The sequence below is a fragment of the Ruegeria sp. G10 genome, from assembly GCF_056533645.1.
This window is the reverse complement of the sequence record NZ_JBQFOQ010000001.1, coordinates 382127-404316: the sequence shown is the minus strand read 5'-3', so window position 1 is coordinate 404316 and position 22190 is coordinate 382127. Positions and strand designations below refer to the sequence as shown.

The following is a 22190-nucleotide window of genomic DNA, read 5'->3' as shown; positions in this document are numbered from 1 at the left end:
GTTAAGCGGCTTCGGCGTCGCTGCTGCCGAGGCTATGGAGGGACTGGGCCAGCTTCGCGATTTCGCGGCGCAGCGGGTTTTTGGCTGCGGAACTCGCCAGCGGCAGGCCGTGGTCTCCGGCTTGCATCACGGGTTTTCCACCATCCGGCAAAAGCAGATCGATCGAAATGCCAAGGCTTTCTCCCATCCGTTTGACGCGACTTTTTCCATTCAGATCGGTGAACTTCGGCGCGCGGTTCATTGCAAAACGCAGCTTGTTGAAGGGAAGCTCCTCGGCCTGCAGCGCACGCTTGAGGCGCAATGCGTTTTGCGCCGAGCGCATGTCCAGCTCGATCAGTGCGAAATAGACATGGGCGGCCTGCAAAACCGTTTCGGACCATTGCACAAGGGTTTTGGGCATGTCGATCACGACATAGTCGAAATGGGTGCGAGCGGTGTCGATGACGCGCTGAATATCCGTCGGAGTGATAATGTCCAGCGGGATCATATCCGATGGTGAGGTCAGCACCTGCAGCTTGTCCTCAAAGCTTTGTAGCGCTTGCCCAAAGGATTCCTCATCCATTGAATCGGTGTCCGAGAGCATTTCGAACACAGCTTCGTGGCGGGGTAGGTCGAGATAAGTCGACACGGTGCCGTATTGCAGATCCAGATCAATCAGGCAGACCTTTGGGGCCTCTTTGTTCGAAACTGTTGCCAATTCCCATGCCAGATTGACGGCCATGGTGGTTGAACCGACGCCTCCGGCCAGCCCCTGAACGACAAACAGTGCGCCTTCCTTCGACGTGCCGTTGACCAGAGGCGCGCCTGCCGCCTGTGGGGCGGCGACAGGGTCAGGCTTATTCATACGGTTAATGGCTTCCTGAAGCTCGTTTTCGGGAAGCGGGTAAGGCACAAACTCATCCGCGCCTTTGCGCAGAAGCTGGTGCAACGCAGCGGGTGTGACGTCTTCGGCGATCAGAACGACCTTGATACCCTTTTCTTTGGCCTGGGTAATAATCTCACCCATCAAGGTCAGGTTGTCCTCGTCATCGCCGTCCAGAGCAAGCGCGACAAACTGCAGTGATTCTGCTTCGGGTTGACTGAAAAACGCAAGCGCCTCAGCAAATCCAAGGTCACCCCAGCGCTCTCCCAGTGCGGTCTCCATATCTTCGATCAGCAGATCGAAATTCTGGACATCGCGGCTGATCGTACAGGCCAGAATGGCGGTATTTTCGTCTTGCGGCGTCGCGCTCGTCATTAACACAATCCTCGTCGAGAGGGCTGGGCAAACCGAGGTGAACGTAGGAAAGGTCAGTTCTGGTTTGCTGTCGCCCGATGCGGTCAATTTTGGCCGCAGGTCACCCAATTGTTCACAACGTCGCTTGGAAGTTGGGCAAGAATTGGGCGCAAAAGAACCAATTGTAGGGAAATGGGCGACAATGTCGCCCATGACCTGGGGATTATCAGCCGCCGGTATCTTGCTCGGCATTGATGTCGCTGGCTGTCTCCGCGCTCGTAACATAATCGCGGTAGACGATCTCAGCATACTTCCCGTCCAGAACGCTGGGGTGACGACCCACAAAGCCTGAGACTTCGGTAACCGTTCGGCGATTGCGTCGGTCCCGATTCTCGGTTGCGACGAGGGGTCTGGACTTGCCGAACGAAACAACAGCTTCAAGCCGTGAACGCGAGATACCTTGTTGCGTCAGGAAAGCAACCGCAGCATTCGCGCGGCGTTGTCCCAGCCGTTTGTTGTAGGCGGTTGAACCAACCGCATCGGTATGGCCGTAAACCCGGAACCGAGCTTCTGGAAACCGCTTAATCCAAGCAGCTTGTTGCAACAGGATGCGTTGGGCCGAAGCGTCCAGAGTTGCGCTGTCAAACGCAAAGTTTATCTGCGTCGGCACCTCAGCGGCGAAACGTTGCGCCAAGATTTGGCCATAGGTCAGTTCGCCGTTGAGAACCTGAATATTATTCAGCGTGGCGTTCCCGAAAGTTCCGGCGTCGATCTCGTACCCGGCCTCGCGTGTGCAACCTGCAACTGCGACCGAAAGAGACAGCGCTATTATCCACTTATCCATTGGTCCTATCCTTTCCCATTAGTCCAGGACATAGCCGTAAGACTGACCAAAATCCTGTTTGGCGACTTCGGATGCAGCGCCATTACCGCTTCTTTCAGTTCGAGCGACTTTGCCATTTACAAACAAATCGAACTCGCTGGGCGGTTTCACCCGATCAGTGGGCAGGGCCAAAGCCTCGCCGCGTGTTGGTGAGACCAGATGCGCTGTGACGATAATGACCAACTCGCTTTGCTCACGCTGGTACTGTGCGCTGCGGAACAATGCGCCAAGGACCGGCACATCACCCAACCAGGGTACCTGATTACTCAGATCTGAGAAATCATCCTCGATCAATCCGGCGATTGCGAAGCTTTCGCCGTCGCGCAGTTCAACAGTTGTTTTTGTCTCGCGAACGATGAAGCTGGGGACTGTGTCGCCGTTGATCGTGAAATTGGAGTTGGGGTCGATGCTAGAGACCGATGCACCCATCTCGAGGTTGATCAGATCCCCATCAACAACACGAGGAACGAACAACACCTGCACGCCGAATTGGCGATATTCGATTGCAACAACCCCGTCGTCTTGTGGCACCGGGATGGGGACTTCACCACCAGCCAGGAACTCGGCTTCTTGTCCGGAAAGCGCAGACAGATTTGGTTCTGCCAAACTCCGAGCTAAGCCTTTGGATTCAAGCGCTTCCAGCAGCAGCCGAATCTGAGTTGAGCCAGCTCCGAAGCCGAACAAGATGGCACCAGTATTGGTCTGAGCGATTGGAATGTTGTTAGCCAAAGCGTTCGATAGCGCGCCCTGCGTATTCAGCGTGTTGAAACCAGCGGTTACATCACCACCGCCGAAACCCAAAGAAGCCGACAGGTTCTTGGCGACCGAGCGGTTCATCTCGGCAAAGCGAACTTTCAGCATGACTTGCTGCACGCCGCCGACATTCATAAGATTCGATACGCGCTCAGGTGCATAGCGTTCTGCAAGCTCGAGTGCCCGCGCAAGGCGGGCGCTGCTCGAAACGGTGCCAGAAAGAACGATGCCGTCATTCGCGGTGCGTACCTCGATTCGTTCGTTCGGCAGAATTTGGCGAAGCCTTTCCTTGAACTCGGTCACATCCGGGGCAACCCGGACACGTACGTTGGTCAAAAGATTACCTGCGCCGTCGAACAACGTCAGCGTTGTCATGCCCGGCGCGCGGCCGAGTACATAGATCGTGCGATCTGAGAGTGTTGAAACGTCAGCGATGCCAGCATTCGCGATGCTGATCTCGGCAAACGGTTCTTCGCTTTCAACAACGATTGCGCGATTTACCGGGACATCCAGCGATTCGGCTGTACCCTTCTTGACCACGCGAAGATTTTCGGCCCAAGCAGCATCGCTGGTTAAGCCCATTACAAGCGTCAACCCCAGCAGGGTTGCGCTGATCCAGGAACGTATTGTCATGTGACCTGCCTCTCCGATCACCACTCATTTTCATGGGTCTTTTGACCTCTATCCAAGAACCCTGCGCGAAAACCAGATTTATTGCAATAATCAAGGGTTTCTGGAATTTTCTTTATGTGGACAATGGGCAACATCAAAATGAATGAGGCCGCGCGTAGTGCGCGGCCCTTATCCTGTAACAGTCTGAATTAGTGTTAGTTTGTACAGGGGATGGGGGTCTCGACGATCTCGCTGCCACGGCGTGTACGGATGGTGCAGACCTTTTTCTGTGGTGCCACAGGTTCGGGTGCGACTTCCTCGATTCCAAGCAGCTTGCGCTGGTCGATCTCGATAGCGCTCGCAACCTCATCATCTTGAGCCCCGACCAAGGCAAGAGAAAGACGTCCAGTGTTTTGCGCCTGTGCCAGCGCTGCTATTTGTTCAGGTGTGGCAGATACAGTGACCGTTCGGGCAATCGTAGTACCCGTTAGGTCTGAGCCTGCAGTCTGGTCAACAGCAATCAATTGAATGTTGGTCTGAATCAGACGAGTGATTTCGCCATTTGCACTGGAACCCGTACCGCGGACCGAACCTGTCCAATAGACATCTATTCTGTCTCCGGGGCGCAGGAAGCCCGATACACCCGATGCAACATCGACACTGATCGCGAATGCACGCATACCTTTTTCAAGTTGTGATGTAAGGCCTGCGGATTCACCGGGCCGGGTCACTTTAACCTCCATTACCGCTTCATCTTTTTCCATGGCGCGCAATACAAAGCGTTCTTTGTCACCGGTCTCAGGAAAAAGTACCGTCAAATCCGTAAAGCTACCTTCAGGGATTGCATCTTCTGGCCAATTGACGATTCGGATATCTTCTTCTTTTAAGAGTTCTCCGTACCTCAAGGCTTTGTCGGCTACGAGTACACTTACAGTTTTAACGTTATTCACTTGCGCCAGAGCATCTTGTGCTGCTTGGCGCTCACGGGCGAGCTGGTTCTGATGCTGTGAGATGTAATCACGGGCCATGTAAACAGCACCCCCGGCCAAAGCCACCCCGACTAGCAGGACAAGTCCAAATACCGCGCGCATCTACATCCCCTCGCATCACTTTCTTTGAATCGTTCCGCCATAAACTTACGACGACGTTTAGCTTTGCCTATATGCGAATTGTGTCGAAAAGGGGGACAATGTATGATTTTGTTCCCGTTCGTGCATTTCGCACCAATAAAACCCCTGTGCTCAGGGGCCAGAAGACCTGAAGTTTACAGTAATGCTTTGAGCTTCCAAGGCCGTGAGTTTCTGGCCAACTTCTTCATCAATGTTGTCGACGGGTTGCGCAATGTAGAGCCCGATGAAGACTCCCATACCCACGACAGCCGCCGTAAGCACCACCCAATCAACTGTGACTGCGCCGTCTTCGCTTGTCGAGAACTTTGCGATTCTTTTCAACATATGAACGCCAAAATTTGAGTTTGCAAAAGGAAGGGGGCCAAGCCCAAGAAAGCATGGCCCCCACCATATTGTTCAAATCTGCAAGACTATTAGAAGTCGGTGCTCAGGTTCTGGTTGCCTGTGTCAGTTGCAACGCCACCCAGTTCGGTGCCGATTGCAGCAGAGATGTTCGAGGTGCCGCTGCCAATTGCGTTGTAAGCAACAGCTGCCAGGCCGACTACGGCTGCGGTCAGAACGACCCAGTCTACAGTTACGGCGCCGTCTTCGTCTTTGCGGAAGTTCTTGATGAACTTGATCATGTTACGTCCCTCCTAAAGGATCAAAAAAGTAATCTAAACCTCGGCGTCTTTCAGAGCTTCCTCTCTCAGTCCGCTCCCGATCGTCTCGGTATGGACCTATGTTTGACCCTTGTGCGTGGCAGGAATTGGGCCGATCCCGATTTTTTTCACTCAAAGCTTAACTTTTTGGTGATAAATTTTGTAACCAACTGAAAAAAAATGAAAATTTATCCTACCTTTTTTTGCCAGCACCGCTCAAGCGATGCAAAATAGCGGCAAATGAGGCGAAATTGCCCCAATTCGCTTTGTTTTTCTGGTGTTGTGAGGCGTTCTGGGGTTCAAACTGACTCAAAAGATAAAAATCGAGGCAGGCAAATGTGTATCCGTAACGCGCTCTTTTGCGCCGGAGCGGTAGTGGTACTGATTGGTGCCATATCTCCGGCGTTCGCGACCGAGCAGGAACCACGCGGTGTGTACAAACGACTTTCGGCCCCCAAGCCGGGCGAACGTGTGCGGGTCACCATTCAGATCACACCAGAACAACATGCCGCTGCACCGTCGGCGCCCAGCACCGGTGTCGAACTTGAGACACCAACTGAGGTCACGCCCGCAAAGGTGCCCGCCTCGATACCACCAAAAATCGCTGGGACCGGCCAGGAAAAGCCGGTTGGGTCTTACAAAGCGTTCTGGAACCGCGTCTCGCCTGAGCTGGCACAGGCCAATGCCGGCCGGCTAAGAGCAGCCGTGCAGGCAGTGACCTCTGCAGGCGTATCCGCGCCGCGTTTGCAAACCTTACAGCAAATTGTGAACGAGCGCGGTGTCGATATCCTGCGCTCGACCGTAGGGACCGACGTGTCTCCGGCCTTGGTGTTGGCGGTGATTTCGGTGGAATCAGCCGGTCGCGCGGGGGCTGTAAGCTCGGCCGGGGCGCAGGGCCTGATGCAGCTTATGCCCGCCACGGCTGAACGGTTCGGGGTAAAGGACAGTTTCAGGCCCGAGCAGAACATCGAGGGCGGAGTACGCTATCTGCATTGGCTGATGGAAGAATTCGGACAGGACCCGATTCTGGTGCTTGCGGGCTATAACGCAGGTGAAGGGGCGGTGCGCAAACACAGTGGCGTGCCCCCATATGCCGAGACGCGGGACTATGTACCAAAGGTGCTCGCGGCGTTTCAGGTGGCAAGTGCTTTGTGCACCACGCCGCCGCAATTTGTCTCGGATCCTTGTGTTTTCCAGACGGCAAACTGACAAAGGCCCGCATCGCAGCGGGCCTTTTCGCACCAGTTGGATAGCTGATTATCCGACGATTGCCGCCTGCGTCGCCGCTCGCATGTCCTCTTCGCTGACACCATCGGCCAGTTCGACGATCTTCAGACCACCTTCGACCACATCCAGCACACCCAGGTTGGTGATGATGCGATCAACCACGCCCTGACCGGTCAGGGGCAGCGTGCATTCCTTCAGCACTTTGGAATCGCCATGCTTGTTGGTGTGATCCATCACGACGATCACGCGGCCAACACCGGCCACCAGATCCATCGCGCCGCCCATGCCTTTGACCAGCTTGCCGGGAATCATCCAGTTGGCCAGATCGCCCTTTTCGTCCACCTCCATCGCGCCAAGCACCGCGGCGGCGATCTTGCCGCCCCGGATCATGGCAAAAGACGTGGCGCTGTCGAAGTATGAGGTCCGTGGCAATTCCGTGATCGTCTGCTTGCCTGCGTTGATCAGGTCGGGATCCTCTTCGCCCTCAAACGGGAAGGGGCCCATGCCCAACATTCCATTTTCAGACTGTAGCGTAATGTCCTTGTCACCCACGTAGTTCGCCACCAGCGTCGGAATCCCGATGCCGAGGTTTACATACATGCCGTCTTCCAGTTCCTCTGCCGCGCGCGCGGCCATCTGATTGCGGTCCCAGGGCATTATGCGTCCTCCTTCTTGCGGGTGGTGCGCTGTTCGATGCGCTTTTCGTGGCTGCCCTGAATCAGGCGATGCACGTAAATGCCGGGCAGGTGGATCGAATCGGGGTCCAACGAGCCACGCGGAACGATTTCTTCCACTTCGGCCACGCAGATCTTGCCGCAGGTCGCGGCAGGCACGTTGAAGTTGCGAGCGGTCTTGCGGAACACGAGGTTGCCGGTGTCGTCCGCTTTCCAGGCCTTCACGATGGCGAGGTCGGCAAAGATGCCTTCCTCCATGATATAGGTTTCACCGTTGAAGTCCTTGTGCTCTTTGCCTTCGGCGATCACGGTACCCACGCCGGTTTTGGTGTAGAAGCCGGGGATGCCTGCGCCACCGGCGCGCATACGCTCGGCCAGAGTTCCTTGCGGGTTGAATTCCAACTCAAGCTCACCGCTCAGATACTGGCGCATGAACTCGGCGTTTTCGCCGACGTAAGAGCTGATCATCTTCTTGACCTGCTTGGTCTGCAGCAGGATGCCGATGCCGAAATCATCCACGCCCGCGTTGTTCGACGCAAATGTCAAATCCTTGGCCCCTGAGGCTTTGATCGCCTCAAGCAGCATCTCCGGGATGCCGCACAGGCCAAAGCCACCCGCGGCGATCAGCATGCCGTCCGAGATCACTCCATCGAGCGCCTCAGTGGCATTGGCATAGACTTTCTTCATGGAAAACTCCCCCAATGACGTGGTGTTGGGCCGAGTTGTGCCGCCACGTCACAGGGAAGTCAACGAATCCAAGGGGGTTGTGGTATTTCTACCTAACCCGCTTTCTTGGCCGCCTTCTTGGGCGCGGCTTTTTTCTTGGGGGCCGCCTTTTTCTTGGTGCCTTTCTTGGCGGCACGCTCATTGACCAGTTCGATGGCCATTTCCTGCGTCACGTCTTCGGGCTTGATATCCTTGGGGATGGTCGCGTTGACCTTTTCCCATTTCACATAAGGTCCATACCGCCCGTCCAGAACCTGCATCGCACCGCCATCGGGGTGGTCGCCCAGTTCTTTCAACGGTTTCGCTGCCGCCCGCCGTCCGCGTCCCGGGTTGGCGCGCTTTTCGGCCAGCAGTTCGACGGCACGGTTCATCCCGATCTCGAAGACATCGTTGGGGTCTTTGAGGTTGGCATAGACCGGCTTGGCTTCGTCGGCCAGTTGGTGCATCAGATAAGGTCCGAAGCGCCCAAAATTCGAGGTGATCATGCCGCCTTCGGGGTGTTCACCAATCTGGCGAGGCAGGGACAAAAGCGTCAGGGCCTTATCCAGATCCATGTCATCCTTGCTCCACCCACGGGGCAGCGAGGCACGTGGCGGTTTCTTGTTCTCGGGCGTTGGCTCGCCGCGCTGCACATAAGGCCCGAACCGGCCGGATTTCAGCCAGATCTCATCTCCGGCATCCTCGCCCAGCAACCTTTCGTCGCCCTCGGCACCTTCACCCGCGATGGGGCGGGTATAGGTGCATTCGGGGTAGTTGCCGCAGCCGACAAACCCGCCTGTGCGCGAGGTCTTAAGGTGCAACTGGCCAAGACCGCATTTCGGGCAGATGCGCGGATCGGAACCGTCCTCGCGCGGAGGATACAGCTGCGGGGCCAGCGCCTCGTCCAGCTTGTCCAGCACTTCCGAAATGCGTAGTTCCGAGGTCTCGCCAATTGCCGCCGAGAAATCGCGCCAGAACTTGCCCAGCAGGTCCTTATAGTCCCGGTCGCCTGCGCTGACGTCGTCAAGCTCTTCTTCCAGATTGGCGGTGAACTCATAGCCCACATACTGACGGAAGAAATTCAGCAGAAAGATCGTGACGATCCGGCCCTTTTCCTCGGGGATCAGCCGGTTCTTGTCCTTGCGCACATATTCACGGTCCTGAATCGTTGTGACGATCGACGCATAGGTCGAAGGGCGACCGATCCCCAACTCCTCCATCCGCTTTACCAGAGTGGCTTCGGTATAGCGCGGCGGCGGCTGCGTGTGGTGCTGCAGCGCCAGCACGGCCTCGTTGTCGGACAGGATCGCAGCCTTATCCTCGGCCTTTGCGAACTGATCCTTCAGCGAGGTCTTGGCAAAACGCGCCGGATCGCCCTGCATGATCTGCGGCAGGCGCTTTTCGTCATCATCAGCCACGTCATCGCGGCCTTCTTCATAGACACGCATGAACCCGTCAAATAGTACCACCTGACCCGTGGCGCGCAGGCCGACCTGACCGTCGTCACTACCGATTTCAACCGTTGTCCGCTCTAGCCGGGCGGCGGCCATCTGGCAGGCGATGGTACGTTTCCAGATCAGATCATACAGCTTGCGCTGATCCTCATCTGTCACCTTCAGCGCCTTGGCATCCCGCGACATATCCGTGGGGCGGATACATTCATGCGCTTCCTGCGCGTTCTTGGCCTTGTTCTTATAGATACGCGGGCTGTCGGGCACGTATTCGGCGCCATATCGGTCCGAGATCGCATCGCGGGTGGCGGCCACGGCTTCGGGTGCCATGTCGATGCCATCCGTCCGCATATAAGTAATGTAGCCCGCCTCATAGAGCCGCTGCGCCACCTGCATCGCGTGGCGCGCGCCCATGCCGAACTTGCGGCTGGCCTCTTGCTGCAGGGTCGAGGTCATGAACGGCGCGCTGGGGTTGCGCGCGGCAGGCTTGGCCTCGACCGAGGTGACGCTGAGCGCCCGGCTGGTGATCGCCTGAACCGCCAGTTCGGCTTGCGTGGCGTCTTTGAGGTCGTGCTTGTCCAGCTTCTTGCCCGCATAGGTGACGAGACGCGCCTCATAGGTCTGTCCACGCGGGGTTTCGAACTGCGCCTTGACCGACCAGTATTCAATCGGTTTGAAGGCCTCGATCTCCATCTCGCGTTCCACGATCAGGCGCAGGCAGACCGATTGCACCCGGCCTGCGGATTTCGCGCCGGGCAGTTTGCGCCACAGGACTGGCGAGAGATTAAAGCCCACCAGATAATCCAGCGCGCGGCGGGCCAGATAGGCCTCGACCAGGGGCATATCGACCTCACGCGGGTTCTGCATCGCTTCGGTCACGGCATCCTTGGTGATCGCGTTAAAGGTCACGCGGCTGACCGGCGTGTCTTTCTTAATCGAACGCCGCTTGGTCAGTGCCTCCTGCAGGTGCCAGCTGATCGCCTCCCCCTCGCGATCGGGGTCGGTGGCGAGGATCAGGGCGTTGTCCTCTTTCAGTGCATCGGCGATGGCTTTGACGTGCTTGCGACTGTCATTGCCGACCTCCCATTTCATAGCAAAATCGTCGTCGGTATCGACCGATCCGTCCTTGGGGGGCAGGTCCCGCACATGGCCGTATGAGGCCAAAACGGTGTAGTCGGGGCCGAGATACTTGTTGATCGTTTTTGCTTTGGCCGGAGATTCTACAACAACTACGGGCATTTAGGGGGAAACCTCGCTCGACGAAATGGGCGCCTTCTATGGTGCTGCAAAATGTGTGGGGCAAACCGGAATTGTCAATGCGTTCCTTTCGCGATCACAAAAGTGGCTTGTTTTCAGTGATCTAACCGATATCGCTCGGTGTCGCACGATGTGTGTCGGTAACCGCGCGGCGGTCAACCAGCCAGCGACAACAGCCCGCCCGGCTGACGCTGGATTCGACCATCGAGTTCCAGATCGATCAACGCCGGGCCGAGGTCCCCGGCCGAGGCCGCGATGTCGCGCAACAGCTGGTCCTCAGCGATGGGAGAGGGGCCGAGCCGTTCCAGAATCTGCGCCTGGAGCACTGCTGCAGGCGCAGGAGCCGCAGGGCGCGGTGGAGCTGCAGGTTCGCGAAACAGATCGTCCTGTGGGGGCAGAGCCTCGATCACGTCCTCGGCGGACCGCACGAGCGTCGCCCCTTCCCGAATCAACAGGTTGCACCCGGCAGCGCGCGCGTCGAAGGGGTGGCCGGGCACGGCCAGAACCTCTCGGCCCTGATCCAGCGCATCGCGGGCGGTGATCAGACTGCCGGATTTGGCTGCGGCCTCGACCACTACAACCGCCTGCGCAAGGCCCGAGATAATCCGGTTGCGTCGCGGAAAATGCCGAGCTTGGGGCGTGACGCCCATGGGCTGTTCGGACAGGCGCAGGCCCTGTGACGCGATCTGTCGCGCGAGATCCGTATTCTCTGCCGGATAGATCACGTCCACGCCGCCCGCCATCACGGCAATGGTGCCGGTTTCGAGTGCTGCAAGATGGGCCGATGTATCAATTCCCCGGGCCAGACCTGACACGATGATATGTCCTCGTGTCCCCAATTCGGCCGCCAGCCCGCGCGCCATCCGTGCACCGAGGGAAGAGCAGTTTCGCGCACCGACCATGGCGATTGCAGGTTTCTGCGCGAGAGAGATATCTCCGATCGCCCACAGCAGAGGGGGCGCGTCCGAAAGGTCATTCAGGGACTTGGGAAAATCGGCGGCCCCAAGGCACAAAAGCCGCGCATTGGCGGCTTTTGCGGCCTTGAGTTCCGCCTCGATTACGCCGGGGGGGCAGATTTCATAGCCCTCTATCCCGGCAGCGCGTGCCATTTCAGGCAGCGCGGCCAGCGCGTTCTGCGCCGAGCCATGTTCACGCAGCAGCCGACGAAACGTTGCCGGACCAACCTTCCGCGAGCGCAACAGACGGAGCCAGGAAAACCGGTCCTCTTCCGTGGTGGGTGGGAGTGGGGGGTGATTGGAAGAAAGCTGCTCTTCGGTCATCCGATGCTCCGCCTGATTGCAGAACTGGTTTACGGGGTTTGGGGTTAACAGCTTGTAAATCGAAGAAAATTAGATGCGATTTATTCAGGTGTCGCCTATGAGAGGTTCCTTATGTCTTTGAGATGGTGGAGAAAATTCGTACGAATTTTCTTGGCGCGGATTGCGATGGTCGCGCCTATTAGGGGCGCACGGCGTTAACCTTGCGCCCCTGTGCGTTCGCTGATTCTGACTTAGGCCGCCGAACCGCCTACCGTCAGCCCGTCCATCAGCACGGTCGGTTGACCGACACCGACCGGAACCCATTGGCCATCCTTACCGCAGGTGCCCATCCCCGGATCCAGCGCCATATCGTTGCCCAACCCACGGATGCGTTTCAAAGCCGACGGCCCGTCGCCGATCAGCGTGGCCCCTTTGACCGGCGCACCGATCTTGCCGTTTTCGACGCGATAGGCCTCGGTGCAGGAGAAGACGAATTTGCCGTTGGTGATGTCCACCTGACCGCCGCCGAATCCCACCGCCCAGATACCATCCTTGATATCGGCCACCAGCGCGGCAGGGTCGGCATCTCCGCCCAGCATGATCGTATTGGTCATGCGCGGCATCGGTTTATGCGCATAGCTCTGACGCCGCCCGTTGCCGGTGGGCGAAACGCCCATCAAGCGGGCGTTCTGGCGGTCCTGCATATAGCCGGTCAGAATGCCATCCTCAATCAGCACCGTCCGCGAACTGGGCGTGCCTTCGTCGTCCACGGTGATCGAGCCCCGTCGGTCTGCAATGGTGCCGTCATCGACCACCGTCACCCCTTTCGATGCAATTTGCTGCCCCATCAGACCGGCAAAAGCCGAACTGCCCTTGCGGTTGAAATCGCCTTCCAGCCCATGCCCGATGGCCTCGTGCAGCAGGATACCGGGCCAGCCGGGGCCGAGCGCGACTTCCATCACGCCCGCGGGGGCGGGCACCGCATCCAGATTGACGAGGGCAATACGCAGCGCTTCGCGTGCCTTGTCCTGCCAATCGGCCGGATCAATGAGCCCGTCCAGCCCGACGCGACCGCCACCCCCGGCCGAGCCGCTCTCGCGCCGTCCGCTCTGTTCCACGATGACCGAGACATTCAGGCGTGTAATCGGGCGCACGTCGCGCACCAATACGCCATCGGGGCGCAGAATCTCGACCTCTTGCACGGCGGCTGCGATGGTGGCGCTGACCTGCACTACGCGCGGGTCCAGATCGCGGGCGAAGGCGTCGATGGCGCGCAGGGTCTCGATTTTGACGGGGAAATCTGCGGATTCGATGGGGTCTTCGTCCGTATAAAGCCGGATATTCGTGGCGCGCGGGGCCGCGGACAGAGTGCCGCCGCCGTCGCCAACCGCCAACCGCGCCGTTTCAGCCGCACGTTTCAGGGCCGGAATCGAAACATCTGTGGAATGGGCATATCCGGCCACCTCGCCCTGTACGGCGCGCAGACCAAACCCCTCGGACGCGTCATAAGATGCTGTGCGCAAACGGCCATCATCAAAGACCAGAGACTCGGATTTCCGGCGCTCGACAAACAGCTCTCCGTCCTCGGCTCCGGCAGTGGCCGATTGCAGAACCGCAAGCGCCTCATCCTGCGGAAGTGTGCTTTCAAAGGGGCGAAACGGGGCCTGAGTCATCGGTTGCGACCTTTCCGGTTTGATCCAGATCAAAAATAGCGTCTGTTTGACGCAAGCATTTTGCTTTATCTACCCGCAGGAATATGGTTTTTAACGCGGCCAAAGACAACGGGAGAGGTGCGACCGATTCACACCTTTTCGCCAGGGACGCAAAGATCAAACGATCAGGACAGAAAATGAAGAATGCTTTGATGCTTTCGGGGCTTGTGACAGCCCTCTCCAGCCTTCCCGCCATGGCTCAGGAGCTTGAGATTATTGGCAAGCCGGTCGATGGCGGCATGGGCTTTCAGCCCGCTGCCACCAGTCTGGCCGAAGGTATCCACTCGCTGGATGCGATGATTCTGGTGATCATCACCGCGATCTGTGTGTTCGTCGCGGGTCTGCTGGTCTACTGCATCGTGCGCTACAACCAGCGCGCCAACCCGACCCCGGCGCGATTCTCGCACTATACCCCGGTCGAGGTTGCATGGACCCTTGGCCCGATCCTGATTCTGGTCTTTATCGGTGCCTTCTCGCTGCCGGTGCTGTTCAAGCAGCAGGAGATTCCCGAGGGCGATGTGGTCATCAAGGTTGTGGGCAACCAGTGGTACTGGACCTATGAATATGTCGATCACGATTTCGCCTTTGACAGCTATCTGCTGGGCCACCCGGCCACTCTGGACGAAGGCGCGCGCCCGGCGGATGCGGACGTAACCCCGTTTGTTCTGGACGACGCGATGCGCGCCAAGCTGGCCGATGCAGGCTATGGCGAAGACGAGTGGCTGCTGGCCACCGACACCGCCGTCGTCGTGCCCGTGGGCAAGGTTATCGTGATGCAGGTCACCGCGTCCGACGTGATCCACTCGTGGACCATCCCCTCGTTCGGCGTGAAGCAGGACGGTGTGCCCGGTCGTCTGGCCGAGCTGTGGTTCCAGGCTGACAAGGAAGGTGTCTATTTCGGACAGTGCTCGGAACTGTGCGGCAAGGACCACGCCTATATGCCAATCACCGTCAAAGTGGTCAGCGAAGAGGCCTATGAGGAATGGCTGCAGGGTGCCGTGGAAGAGTATGCGGGTCAGCCTGCTTCGTATCAGGTGGCCTCGAACTAAGCCCGTTGCGGGTTAGGTAAAACATGCGGGCTGCGCGGGTTTCGCGCAGCTTTTGCCCCGAAAAGGACCGGATATGAGCGACGCAAGCTTCAACGCCAGCACCGTCACCGCGCAGCCCCGCGCGGACGAGGCCAGCTTTGGCGACTATTTCGCCCTGCTGAAGCCGCGGGTGATGTCGCTGGTGGTGTTTACCGCTCTGGTCGGTCTGCTGGCCGCGCCGGTTCCCGTGCATCCGTTTGTCGGCTTTTGCGCCATCCTGTTCATCGCCATCGGCGGCGGTGCGTCTGGCGCTCTGAATATGTGGTGGGATGCGGATATTGATCGGGTGATGAAGCGCACCAAGGGCCGCCCCATCCCCTCGGGCAAGGTTGAAGAGGGCGAGGCGCTGGCGCTGGGTCTGGCGCTGTCCGGCCTGTCGGTGATCATGCTGGGGCTGGCGACCAACTGGTTTGCGGGCGCGTTTTTGGGCTTCACCATCTTCTTTTATGTCGTTGTTTATACGATGTGGCTGAAACGCTCGACGCCGCAGAATATTGTGATCGGCGGTGCTGCAGGGGCTTTCCCCCCGGTGATCGGATGGGTTGCAGCCACAGGATCGATGACGCTTGAGCCGTGGTTGATGTTCGCCCTGACCTTCATGTGGACGCCGCCGCATTTCTGGGCGCTGGCGCTGTTTATGCGGTCCGATTACGACGATGCAGGCGTGCCGATGCTGACAGTAACCCATGGCCGCCGCGCAACGCGTTGGCACATTCTGGTCTACACAGCTCTGCTGGCGATGCTTGCAGTTGGGACGTCATTCTCGGGCATTGGCGGGCCGATCTACCTAACGGTTGCCGTGGTGATGAATGCTCTGTTCCTGCGCGGCGCATGGCAGATTTCCCGCCGGACCGAGGACGACTCGGAAGCAGACAATTTCAAGGTCGAGCGCAGTTTCTTCAAGCTGTCGCTGCTGTACCTGTTCCTGCATTTCGGCGCGATTCTGGCCGAGGCCCTGCTGAAACCCTACGGATTGGGGGGCTGGTCATGAGCCTGCGCAAAAGCCACGAACTGCATCAGCGCCGGTTCAGCCGCAATTTGGGTGTTGGCCTGACGCTTGCGGCGTTCATCGTGATCATTTTCGGCCTGACTGTGGTCAAGGTCTCGGGCACGAACTTCAACATGGCGACACAAGAGGTGCAAAACTGATGCCGTTGTCCGGTCCCCAAAAAACAGTTGCTCAGACGGTTGGTACGGTTGTCCTTATGGGCAGCCTGGCATGGGCGGCAGTGCCTTTTTATGACTGGTTCTGTCGGGTCACCGGGTTTGGTGGAACAACCGGAGTCGCCGAAGCGGCCCCCGATGACATCCTTGATCGCACCATCACCGTGCGTTTTGATGCGTCAAAAGCCAAGGGCATGGGATGGGAGTTCAAGCCGGTCGAGCGTGAGATGGAAGTCCGCATCGGTGAAACCGGTCTGGCCTTTTACGAAGCTTACAATCCGACGGATCGCCCGATTGCGGGGCAGGCGTCCTACAATGTCGCCCCGTATTCAGCCGGTGGATACTTTCAGAAAATTGCTTGTTTCTGCTTTGAAGAGCAGGTCCTGCAGCCCGGTGAGCGGGTCGAGATGCCGGTGACATTCTTCGTCGATCCGGAAATGGTCGAAGATCTGGAAGCCAAGTATGTGCATACGATCACGCTGTCGTATACATTCTACGAAATTGACCTGCCCGAGGGCTATGCCGCCCTTGACGTGCAGGCTGAGACAAACAAGAACTAACGCCTGTAGGTGAGGGACGCTGATGGCACACGCAAAAGATCATGATTATCACATTCTGGCACCGTCGATCTGGCCTCTGGTCGGTGCGGTTGCCGGCTTTGTGATGCTGTTGGGGGCCGTTCTGTGGATGCACGGGATCACACCGTGGATTTTCTGGATGGGAATGGTCGGCGTCTTGTACACCATGTTCGCCTGGTGGTCCGAAGTGGTGGCTGAAAGCCGCCAGGGCGATCACACTCCGGTCGTCCGCATTGGTCTGCGTTACGGCTTTATCCTGTTTGTGATGTCCGAGGTGATGTTCTTCTTTGCCTGGTTCTGGTCGTTCTTCAAGCATCGCATGTACCCGATGTACGACTATGCCGGCACCGAGTATATCCAGCCGGATATCCACGCGGTCGATCCGTTCCATCTGCCGCTGATCAACACTCTGGTGCTGTTGCTGTCGGGCTGTGCGATCACCTGGGCGCACCACGCGCTGGTGCATGACAATGACCGCAAGGCGCTGATCAATGGTCTGGCGATCGGCATCGTTCTGGGCATTTTGTTCACGCTGTTGCAGGCCTATGAATACTATGAACTGCTGGCCCATGAGGGCTGGGAATTCGGTGGCGACCAGTTCTATTCGAACTTCTTCATGGCGACCGGGTTCCACGGGGCGCATGTGATTATCGGGACCATTTTCCTGACGGTCTGTCTGATCCGGGCGCTCAAGGGTGACTTTACACCCGAGAAGCACGTGGGCTTTGAAGCGGCGGCTTGGTACTGGCACTTTGTGGACGTTGTCTGGCTGTTCCTGTTCTTCGCAGTCTACATCTGGGGTCAGGCCCCGCTGATGTAGCGCAGCCGGGATAATCCAATTGCAAAAGCCGCCCCAAGGGGCGGCTTTTTCACGATAAGGGGCGCAAGATTGCGCCCCATACAATTGCGTGGTTGCAATTCGGCCCGCACGCCCCTTAACAAGACGCCGGTTCCCGCAACAAGGTAGGATCCTGTCATGCGCCGCACTCTGTTCCTGCTGATCTTCGGTCTCGCCGGTCTGGGCGTGCTGCTGTCGCTGGGTGTCTGGCAGGTAAACAGGTTGGCATGGAAACAGGGTGTGCTTGCGGAGATTGACAGCCGTATCTCTGCCACGCCGGTGCCGCTGCCGCAGACGGTCTCGGAACAGGCTGACAAATATCTGCCCGTGACTATCAGGGGTGAGATGGAGCCAGGCGAAATCCATGTTCTGGTGTCGGTCAAACAAGTCGGGGCGGGCTATCGGATCATTCAGCGCTTCAGCACCGGCGAAAGGGCCATTCTGGTAGATCGCGGATTTGTACCCACAACGGCGAAACAGGCCGAGCGTCTGACGGGCCCGATGGAGGTCACAGGCAACCTGCACTGGCCTGATGAGATCGACAGCTATACACCCGATCCTGACATCGACAGCAACATCTGGTTTGCCCGCGATGTGCCGGCTCTGGCTGCTGCATTGGGCACCGAGCCCGTTCTGCTGATTGCCCGGTCCGAGACCGACCCGAATGTAACGCCTCTACCTGTGGACACGGCGGGCATCCCGAACGATCACCTGCAATATGCAATCACCTGGTTTGGTCTGGCTCTGGTCTGGGCTGCGATGACCGGGTACTTCCTGTGGCGCAGCCGTGCCGATTCTGAGAGTGATGAGCCATGAAATACATCTCGACCCGAGGGCAGGCGCCCGAACTGAGTTTTGAAGAGGCGATGCTGACAGGGCTGGCCCGTGATGGGGGCCTGTACCTGCCTGCCGAGGTTCCGGTGATGAGCCACGATGACATCGCGGCGATGGCCGGATTGCCGTACGAGGACATCGCCTTTCGCGTCATGTGGCCCTATGTCAGCGGATCGTTCACCGAGGAAGAGTTCAAAGACATCATCGCCCGTGCCTATGAAGGTTTCGGCCACGACGCCCGCGCGCCGCTGAAGCAGTTGAACGAGAACCACTTCCTGCTGGAGCTGTTCCACGGACCCACGCTGGCCTTCAAGGACTTTGCCATGCAGCTCATTGGGCAACTGTTTCAGGTGGCCCTGAAGAGGCGCAATGACCGTGTGACCATCGTTGGCGCGACCAGTGGTGATACCGGATCAGCAGCGATTGAGGCGTTTCGCGGGCTGGACGCGGTGGATGTGTTCATCCTGTTCCCGCATGGTCGTGTCTCGGAGGTGCAGCGCCGTCAGATGACGACGCCTGCCGATAGCAATGTCCACGCGCTGGCCGTGGATGGCGATTTCGACGATTGTCAGGCCGCGCTGAAGGATATGTTCAACGATTTCGACTTCCGCGACGGGGTGAAACTGGCGGGTGTGAACTCGATCAACTTTGCCCGGGTGCTGGCGCAGATCGTATATTACTTCTCTGCCGCCGTCAGCCTCGGCGCGCCGCATCGCAAGGTCAGTTTCACCGTGCCCACGGGCAATTTCGGCGACATCTTCGCGGGCTATTTGGCCAAGCGCATGGGTCTGCCGATCGACCGTCTGGTGGTGGCGACCAACCAGAACGACATTCTGCATCGGTGCCTGTCGGGTGAGGGATATTTCAAGGGCGAGACGATCCCGTCGGTTAGTCCGTCGATGGACATTCAGGTCAGCTCGAACTTTGAGCGCGCGCTGTATTATGCCTATGGCGAAGATGGCGCGGCCGTGGCGCAGTTGATGGAGGAGCTCAAAACCGGCGGCTTCAATGTCAGTCAGGGCGCGATGGAAGCGTTGCGTGAGAGTTTTGACTCGGGACGCGTGTCCGAGGATGAAACGTTGGAGACGATCAAGCATACGCTGGCCCATAGTGCCGAACTGGTCTGCCCGCACTCGGCCATTGGCATCAAGGTTGGTGAGGATCACCGCGCGGCTGACGTCCCGATGATCACTCTGGCCACCGCGCACCCGGCGAAATTCCCGGCAGCGGTCGAGAAGGCGAGCGGCGAACATGCCCCCCTTCCATCCCGCATGTCTGATCTGTATGAACGTCCGGAACGGGTGACACGGATTGCCAACGATCTGGGTGCCCTTGAGGATCATATCAGAAGGCATATCGCTGAGTGACAGTCAGACAAGACCAGCTGAAGAACGGCTTTCGTATCGTCAGTGAACATATGCCGGGGCTGCAGTCAGCAGCCATCGGCATCTGGGTAACCGCCGGTGGGCGGCATGAACGGATCGAACAGAATGGCATCGCCCATTTCCTTGAGCATATGGCGTTCAAGGGAACCGAGCGTCGTTCCGCGCTGCAAATTGCCGAGGCGATCGAGGATGTGGGCGGCTATATCAACGCCTATACCTCGCGCGAGGTGACGGCTTACTATGCGCGCGTTCTGAAGGACGACGTGGCGCTGGCGATGGACGTGATCGGCGATATTGTTCTGAACCCGGTTTTCGACCCGCGCGAGATCGAGGTGGAGCGCGGCGTGATCCTGCAAGAAATCGGTCAAGCCTACGACACGCCCGACGATGTGATCTTTGACTGGCTGCAGGAGCAGAGCTATCATGACCAGCCCTTGGGTCGGACCATTCTGGGGCCAACCGAGCGGGTTAGCGCGTTTTCGCGCGAGGACCTTTCGGGGTTTGTGGCCGAGCATTATGGCCCCGAGCAGATGATCCTGTCGGCGGCGGGTGCCGTGGATCACGATGCGCTGATGAAAATGGCTGAAGAGATGTTTGGACATCTGCAGCCGCGCAAAGGTCTGATACCGGAAACCGCCCGCTTCACCGGTGGCGAAGCACGGCAGGAGAAAGAGCTGGAGCAGGCCCATTTTGCGCTGGCTCTGGAAAGCCCCGGCTATCGCGATGATGCGATCTATACCGCGCAGATATATTCGACGGCATTGGGCGGCGGCATGTCCTCGCGCCTGTTTCAGGAAGTGCGCGAGTCGCGCGGGCTGTGCTATACGATCTTTGCGCAGACCGGGGCATATGCTGACACCGGGACGACCACGATTTACGCAGGCACATCGGCCGATCAGGTCGCTGAGTTGGCCACCATCACGATCGACGAGATGAAGCGCGCCGCTGAGGATATGAGCGCCGAGGAAGTCGCCCGTGCGCGCGCGCAGATGAAAGCCGGGATGCTGATGGGTTTGGAAAGCCCCTCGAACCGGGCCGAGCGTCTGGCGCGGCTGGTGCAGATCTGGGGGCGTGTGCCGTCGCTTGAGGATACTGTCGCCAAGATCGATGCCGTCAGCACCGAGGATGTGCGGGCCTTTGCTGAGAACATTGCAGTGCAGGCCCCGGCGGCGCTGGCGCTTTATGGTCCGATCTCGGGGGCGCCGACGCTGGCCGATCTGCAGGAGAGGCGTGCGGCGTGATGCTGTTGGGCAGACGCAAGCTGAAACTTGAAACCGAGCGCCTGACCTTGCGCCCGCCCGTGCATTCCGACTTCAACGACTGGGCCGCGCTGCGGCGGGCGTCAAAAGACTATCTGGTGCCGTGGGAGCCGGTCTGGGCCAGTGATCATCTGAGCCGCAAGTCGTTTACCAACCGGGTCTATTGGGCGCAGCGGTCCGTGGCCAGCGGAACGGCGATTCCGCTGTTTCTGTTCCGCCGCAGCGATGATTTGTTGCTGGGTGCGATCACTCTGGACAATGTACGCCGAGGGCCAGCTCAGGCCGGGACACTGGGCTACTGGACCGGGCAGGCTTTTGCCCGCCAGGGTTTCATGCGTGAGGCCATCGGAGCGGTCGTGCATTATGCTTTCACCCGCTTGGACCTGAGCAGGATCGAAGCTGCGTGTCTACCCGAGAATAAAGCCTCACGCGGCTTGCTGGAGAGCTCGGGGTTCAAGTACGAAGGCGTGGCGCAGTCTTATTTGCAGATCAACGGGCGGTGGCGGACGCATGTTCTTTATGCTTCGTTGCGGTCGGATCGGCGGGGCAGGACGGACGCAGGGTAGGGGGCTCTGCCCCCGTCGCGACAAGTCGCGCCTCCCCCGGGATATTTTTGGCCAGATGAACAAGGGGCATGACTTGGCCGCGTTTCGCGCTAGACTTGGGTCATGCGGTGGAGTGTTGTTGGGCTGATAATGATTGCAGGTGGGGCGGTGGCGCAGGAGCGCCGCCCGAGCCATTGCATTGCAATCGCTGATGCGGCACCCGGTATTGAGTATTTGCACAAGGCCGCCTGGCAGGATCCGGTGCCGGAGTTTTCGGTGCGGATCAGTTATGTCGCCCATGCGTCGTTTTTGATCCAGACGCAGGGCGGTTTGAATGCGGTCACGGACTTTACCGGGTTCATCGGGGGTGCGGATCTGATCCCGGATGTGGTTACCATGAACCATGCGCATAGTACCCATTGGACGGCACATCCCGACCCGGCCATCCCGCATGTTCTGCCGGGCTGGGGCGAGTTTGGACAGGGGATTGATCACTACCTTGATCTGGGCGAGATGCTGGTGCGCAACGTCTCGACCGATATCCGATCGGTTTACGGGGGTGTTGAGGAGCGCGGCAATTCGATCTTTGTGTTCGAGGTCGAAGGTCTGTGCATCGGCCATCTGGGCCATCTGCATCATATCCCCTCGGACGAGCAATTTGCGGCGTTGGGACGGCTCGATGTGGTGATGGCGGCGGTAGACGGGGGCACGACGATGCCTTTGCCCGAGATGATCGAGGTGCTCAAGCGGCTGAAAAGCTCGGTCATTATTCCGATGCACTGGTTCTCGGGGTTTTCGTTGGAGCGGTTTCTGGTGGATATCCGCGAAACCTTCCCGGTCGAGCGCGATGGGGTGTCTGAGATAGTTGTGTCACTGAGAACCTTGCCGGACCGCCCGACGGTGGTTGTGTTAGAGCCGCAGTATTTGATCGATCTGGAATAGGGCTTGTCGCTGGTGATCGCCTTTGGCAGGGATGGGG

The 22190-nt window shown here is 58.6% G+C and carries 22 protein-coding genes; 11 read left to right on the top strand and 11 right to left on the bottom strand.

All coding sequences use genetic code 11. The annotated features are described in order from the left end of the window. Position 1: 1 nt before the first annotated feature. From ACR0KM_RS01985 to ACR0KM_RS01960, 6 genes are all read right to left on the bottom strand, one after another. Positions 2-1237: a CpaE/TadZ family protein gene (locus ACR0KM_RS01985; RefSeq protein ID WP_480819372.1), complete on the bottom strand. Its 1236-nt coding sequence runs from the start codon at positions 1235-1237 to the stop codon at positions 2-4. Positions 1238-1442: 205 nt separating this feature from the next. Continuing rightward, entirely contained in the window at positions 1443-2060 is a 618-nt protein-coding gene (locus tag ACR0KM_RS01980; RefSeq protein ID WP_480819373.1) for an OmpA family protein, read from the bottom strand. A gap of 18 nt (positions 2061-2078) precedes the next feature. Next, on the bottom strand, positions 2079-3485 hold the full coding sequence (locus ACR0KM_RS01975; protein WP_480856884.1) for a type II and III secretion system protein family protein: 1407 nt from the start codon (positions 3483-3485) through the stop codon (positions 2079-2081). A 194-nt stretch (positions 3486-3679) separates the two neighbouring features. Then, positions 3680-4555: a Flp pilus assembly protein CpaB gene (gene cpaB / locus ACR0KM_RS01970; RefSeq protein WP_480856885.1), complete on the bottom strand. Its 876-nt coding sequence runs from the start codon at positions 4553-4555 to the stop codon at positions 3680-3682. A gap of 150 nt (positions 4556-4705) precedes the next feature. Beyond that, positions 4706-4918, bottom strand: coding sequence for a hypothetical protein (locus tag ACR0KM_RS01965; RefSeq protein WP_480819376.1), 213 nt, complete (start codon positions 4916-4918; stop codon positions 4706-4708). 89 nt (positions 4919-5007) lie between these two features. Further along, positions 5008-5217, bottom strand: coding sequence for a Flp family type IVb pilin (locus ACR0KM_RS01960; protein ID WP_480856889.1), 210 nt, complete (start codon positions 5215-5217; stop codon positions 5008-5010). 354 nt (positions 5218-5571) lie between these two features. Between ACR0KM_RS01960 and ACR0KM_RS01955 the strand changes: the two genes are divergently transcribed. Continuing rightward, complete coding sequence (locus tag ACR0KM_RS01955) at positions 5572-6444, top strand: lytic transglycosylase domain-containing protein (protein ID WP_480856890.1); 873 nt, start codon at positions 5572-5574, stop codon at positions 6442-6444. A 48-nt stretch (positions 6445-6492) separates the two neighbouring features. On the opposite strand, the gene ACR0KM_RS01950 is transcribed toward ACR0KM_RS01955, so the two are convergent. From ACR0KM_RS01950 to tldD, 5 genes are all read right to left on the bottom strand, one after another. Further along, positions 6493-7119 carry a 3-oxoacid CoA-transferase subunit B gene (locus tag ACR0KM_RS01950; RefSeq protein ID WP_480819379.1) on the bottom strand — a complete coding sequence of 209 codons (627 nt, stop codon included), beginning with the start codon at positions 7117-7119 and terminating at the stop codon, positions 6493-6495. Continuing rightward, positions 7119-7823, bottom strand: a complete 705-nt coding sequence (locus tag ACR0KM_RS01945; protein WP_480819380.1) for a CoA transferase subunit A — start codon at positions 7821-7823, stop codon at positions 7119-7121. Before ACR0KM_RS01945 ends, ACR0KM_RS01950 begins: the two co-directional genes overlap by 1 nt. A 92-nt stretch (positions 7824-7915) precedes the next feature. Further along, positions 7916-10531 (bottom strand): type I DNA topoisomerase, encoded by a 2616-nt coding sequence (gene topA / locus ACR0KM_RS01940; protein ID WP_480856892.1) that lies wholly within the window; start codon positions 10529-10531, stop codon positions 7916-7918. Positions 10532-10704: 173 nt separating this feature from the next. Further along, the gene (gene dprA, locus ACR0KM_RS01935; RefSeq protein WP_480856894.1) at positions 10705-11829 is read right to left on the bottom strand and encodes a DNA-processing protein DprA; all 1125 of its coding nucleotides are present in this window, start codon (positions 11827-11829) and stop codon (positions 10705-10707) included. Positions 11830-12059: 230 nt separating this feature from the next. Beyond that, on the bottom strand, positions 12060-13481 hold the full coding sequence (gene tldD, locus ACR0KM_RS01930) for a metalloprotease TldD (protein ID WP_480856896.1): 1422 nt from the start codon (positions 13479-13481) through the stop codon (positions 12060-12062). Positions 13482-13657: 176 nt separating this feature from the next. Here tldD and coxB point away from each other — a divergent pair, with 176 nt between their 5' ends. The 10 genes from coxB (at position 13658) to ACR0KM_RS01880 (ending at position 22153) form a co-directional block, all read left to right on the top strand. After that, positions 13658-14569, top strand: a complete 912-nt coding sequence (gene coxB, locus ACR0KM_RS01925) for a cytochrome c oxidase subunit II (RefSeq protein WP_480856897.1) — start codon at positions 13658-13660, stop codon at positions 14567-14569. Between the two features lie 73 nt (positions 14570-14642). Beyond that, on the top strand, positions 14643-15599 hold the full coding sequence (cyoE, locus tag ACR0KM_RS01920) for a heme o synthase (protein ID WP_480819385.1): 957 nt from the start codon (positions 14643-14645) through the stop codon (positions 15597-15599). Further along, the gene (locus ACR0KM_RS01915; RefSeq protein ID WP_480819386.1) at positions 15596-15757 is read left to right on the top strand and encodes a hypothetical protein; all 162 of its coding nucleotides are present in this window, start codon (positions 15596-15598) and stop codon (positions 15755-15757) included. The genes cyoE and ACR0KM_RS01915 overlap by 4 nt, the downstream gene beginning before the upstream one ends. Next, complete coding sequence (locus tag ACR0KM_RS01910) at positions 15757-16332, top strand: cytochrome c oxidase assembly protein (RefSeq protein WP_480856898.1); 576 nt, start codon at positions 15757-15759, stop codon at positions 16330-16332. Before ACR0KM_RS01915 ends, ACR0KM_RS01910 begins: the two co-directional genes overlap by 1 nt. Before the next feature lie 22 nt (positions 16333-16354). Further along, on the top strand, positions 16355-17170 hold the full coding sequence (locus ACR0KM_RS01905; RefSeq protein WP_480819388.1) for a cytochrome c oxidase subunit 3: 816 nt from the start codon (positions 16355-16357) through the stop codon (positions 17168-17170). 156 nt (positions 17171-17326) lie between these two features. Further along, positions 17327-18004 (top strand): SURF1 family protein, encoded by a 678-nt coding sequence (locus ACR0KM_RS01900; protein ID WP_480856900.1) that lies wholly within the window; start codon positions 17327-17329, stop codon positions 18002-18004. Further along, positions 18001-19389, top strand: coding sequence for a threonine synthase (gene thrC / locus ACR0KM_RS01895; RefSeq protein WP_480856902.1), 1389 nt, complete (start codon positions 18001-18003; stop codon positions 19387-19389). The genes ACR0KM_RS01900 and thrC overlap by 4 nt, the downstream gene beginning before the upstream one ends. Continuing rightward, a complete protein-coding gene (locus tag ACR0KM_RS01890) occupies positions 19386-20648 on the top strand; it encodes a M16 family metallopeptidase (RefSeq protein WP_480856903.1) in 1263 nt (420 codons plus the stop codon). The genes thrC and ACR0KM_RS01890 overlap by 4 nt, the downstream gene beginning before the upstream one ends. Further along, a complete protein-coding gene (locus tag ACR0KM_RS01885; RefSeq protein WP_480856905.1) occupies positions 20648-21232 on the top strand; it encodes a GNAT family N-acetyltransferase in 585 nt (194 codons plus the stop codon). The genes ACR0KM_RS01890 and ACR0KM_RS01885 overlap by 1 nt, the downstream gene beginning before the upstream one ends. A 102-nt stretch (positions 21233-21334) precedes the next feature. Continuing rightward, positions 21335-22153, top strand: coding sequence for an MBL fold metallo-hydrolase (locus ACR0KM_RS01880; RefSeq protein ID WP_480865370.1), 819 nt, complete (start codon positions 21335-21337; stop codon positions 22151-22153). Positions 22154-22190 lie beyond the last annotated feature (37 nt).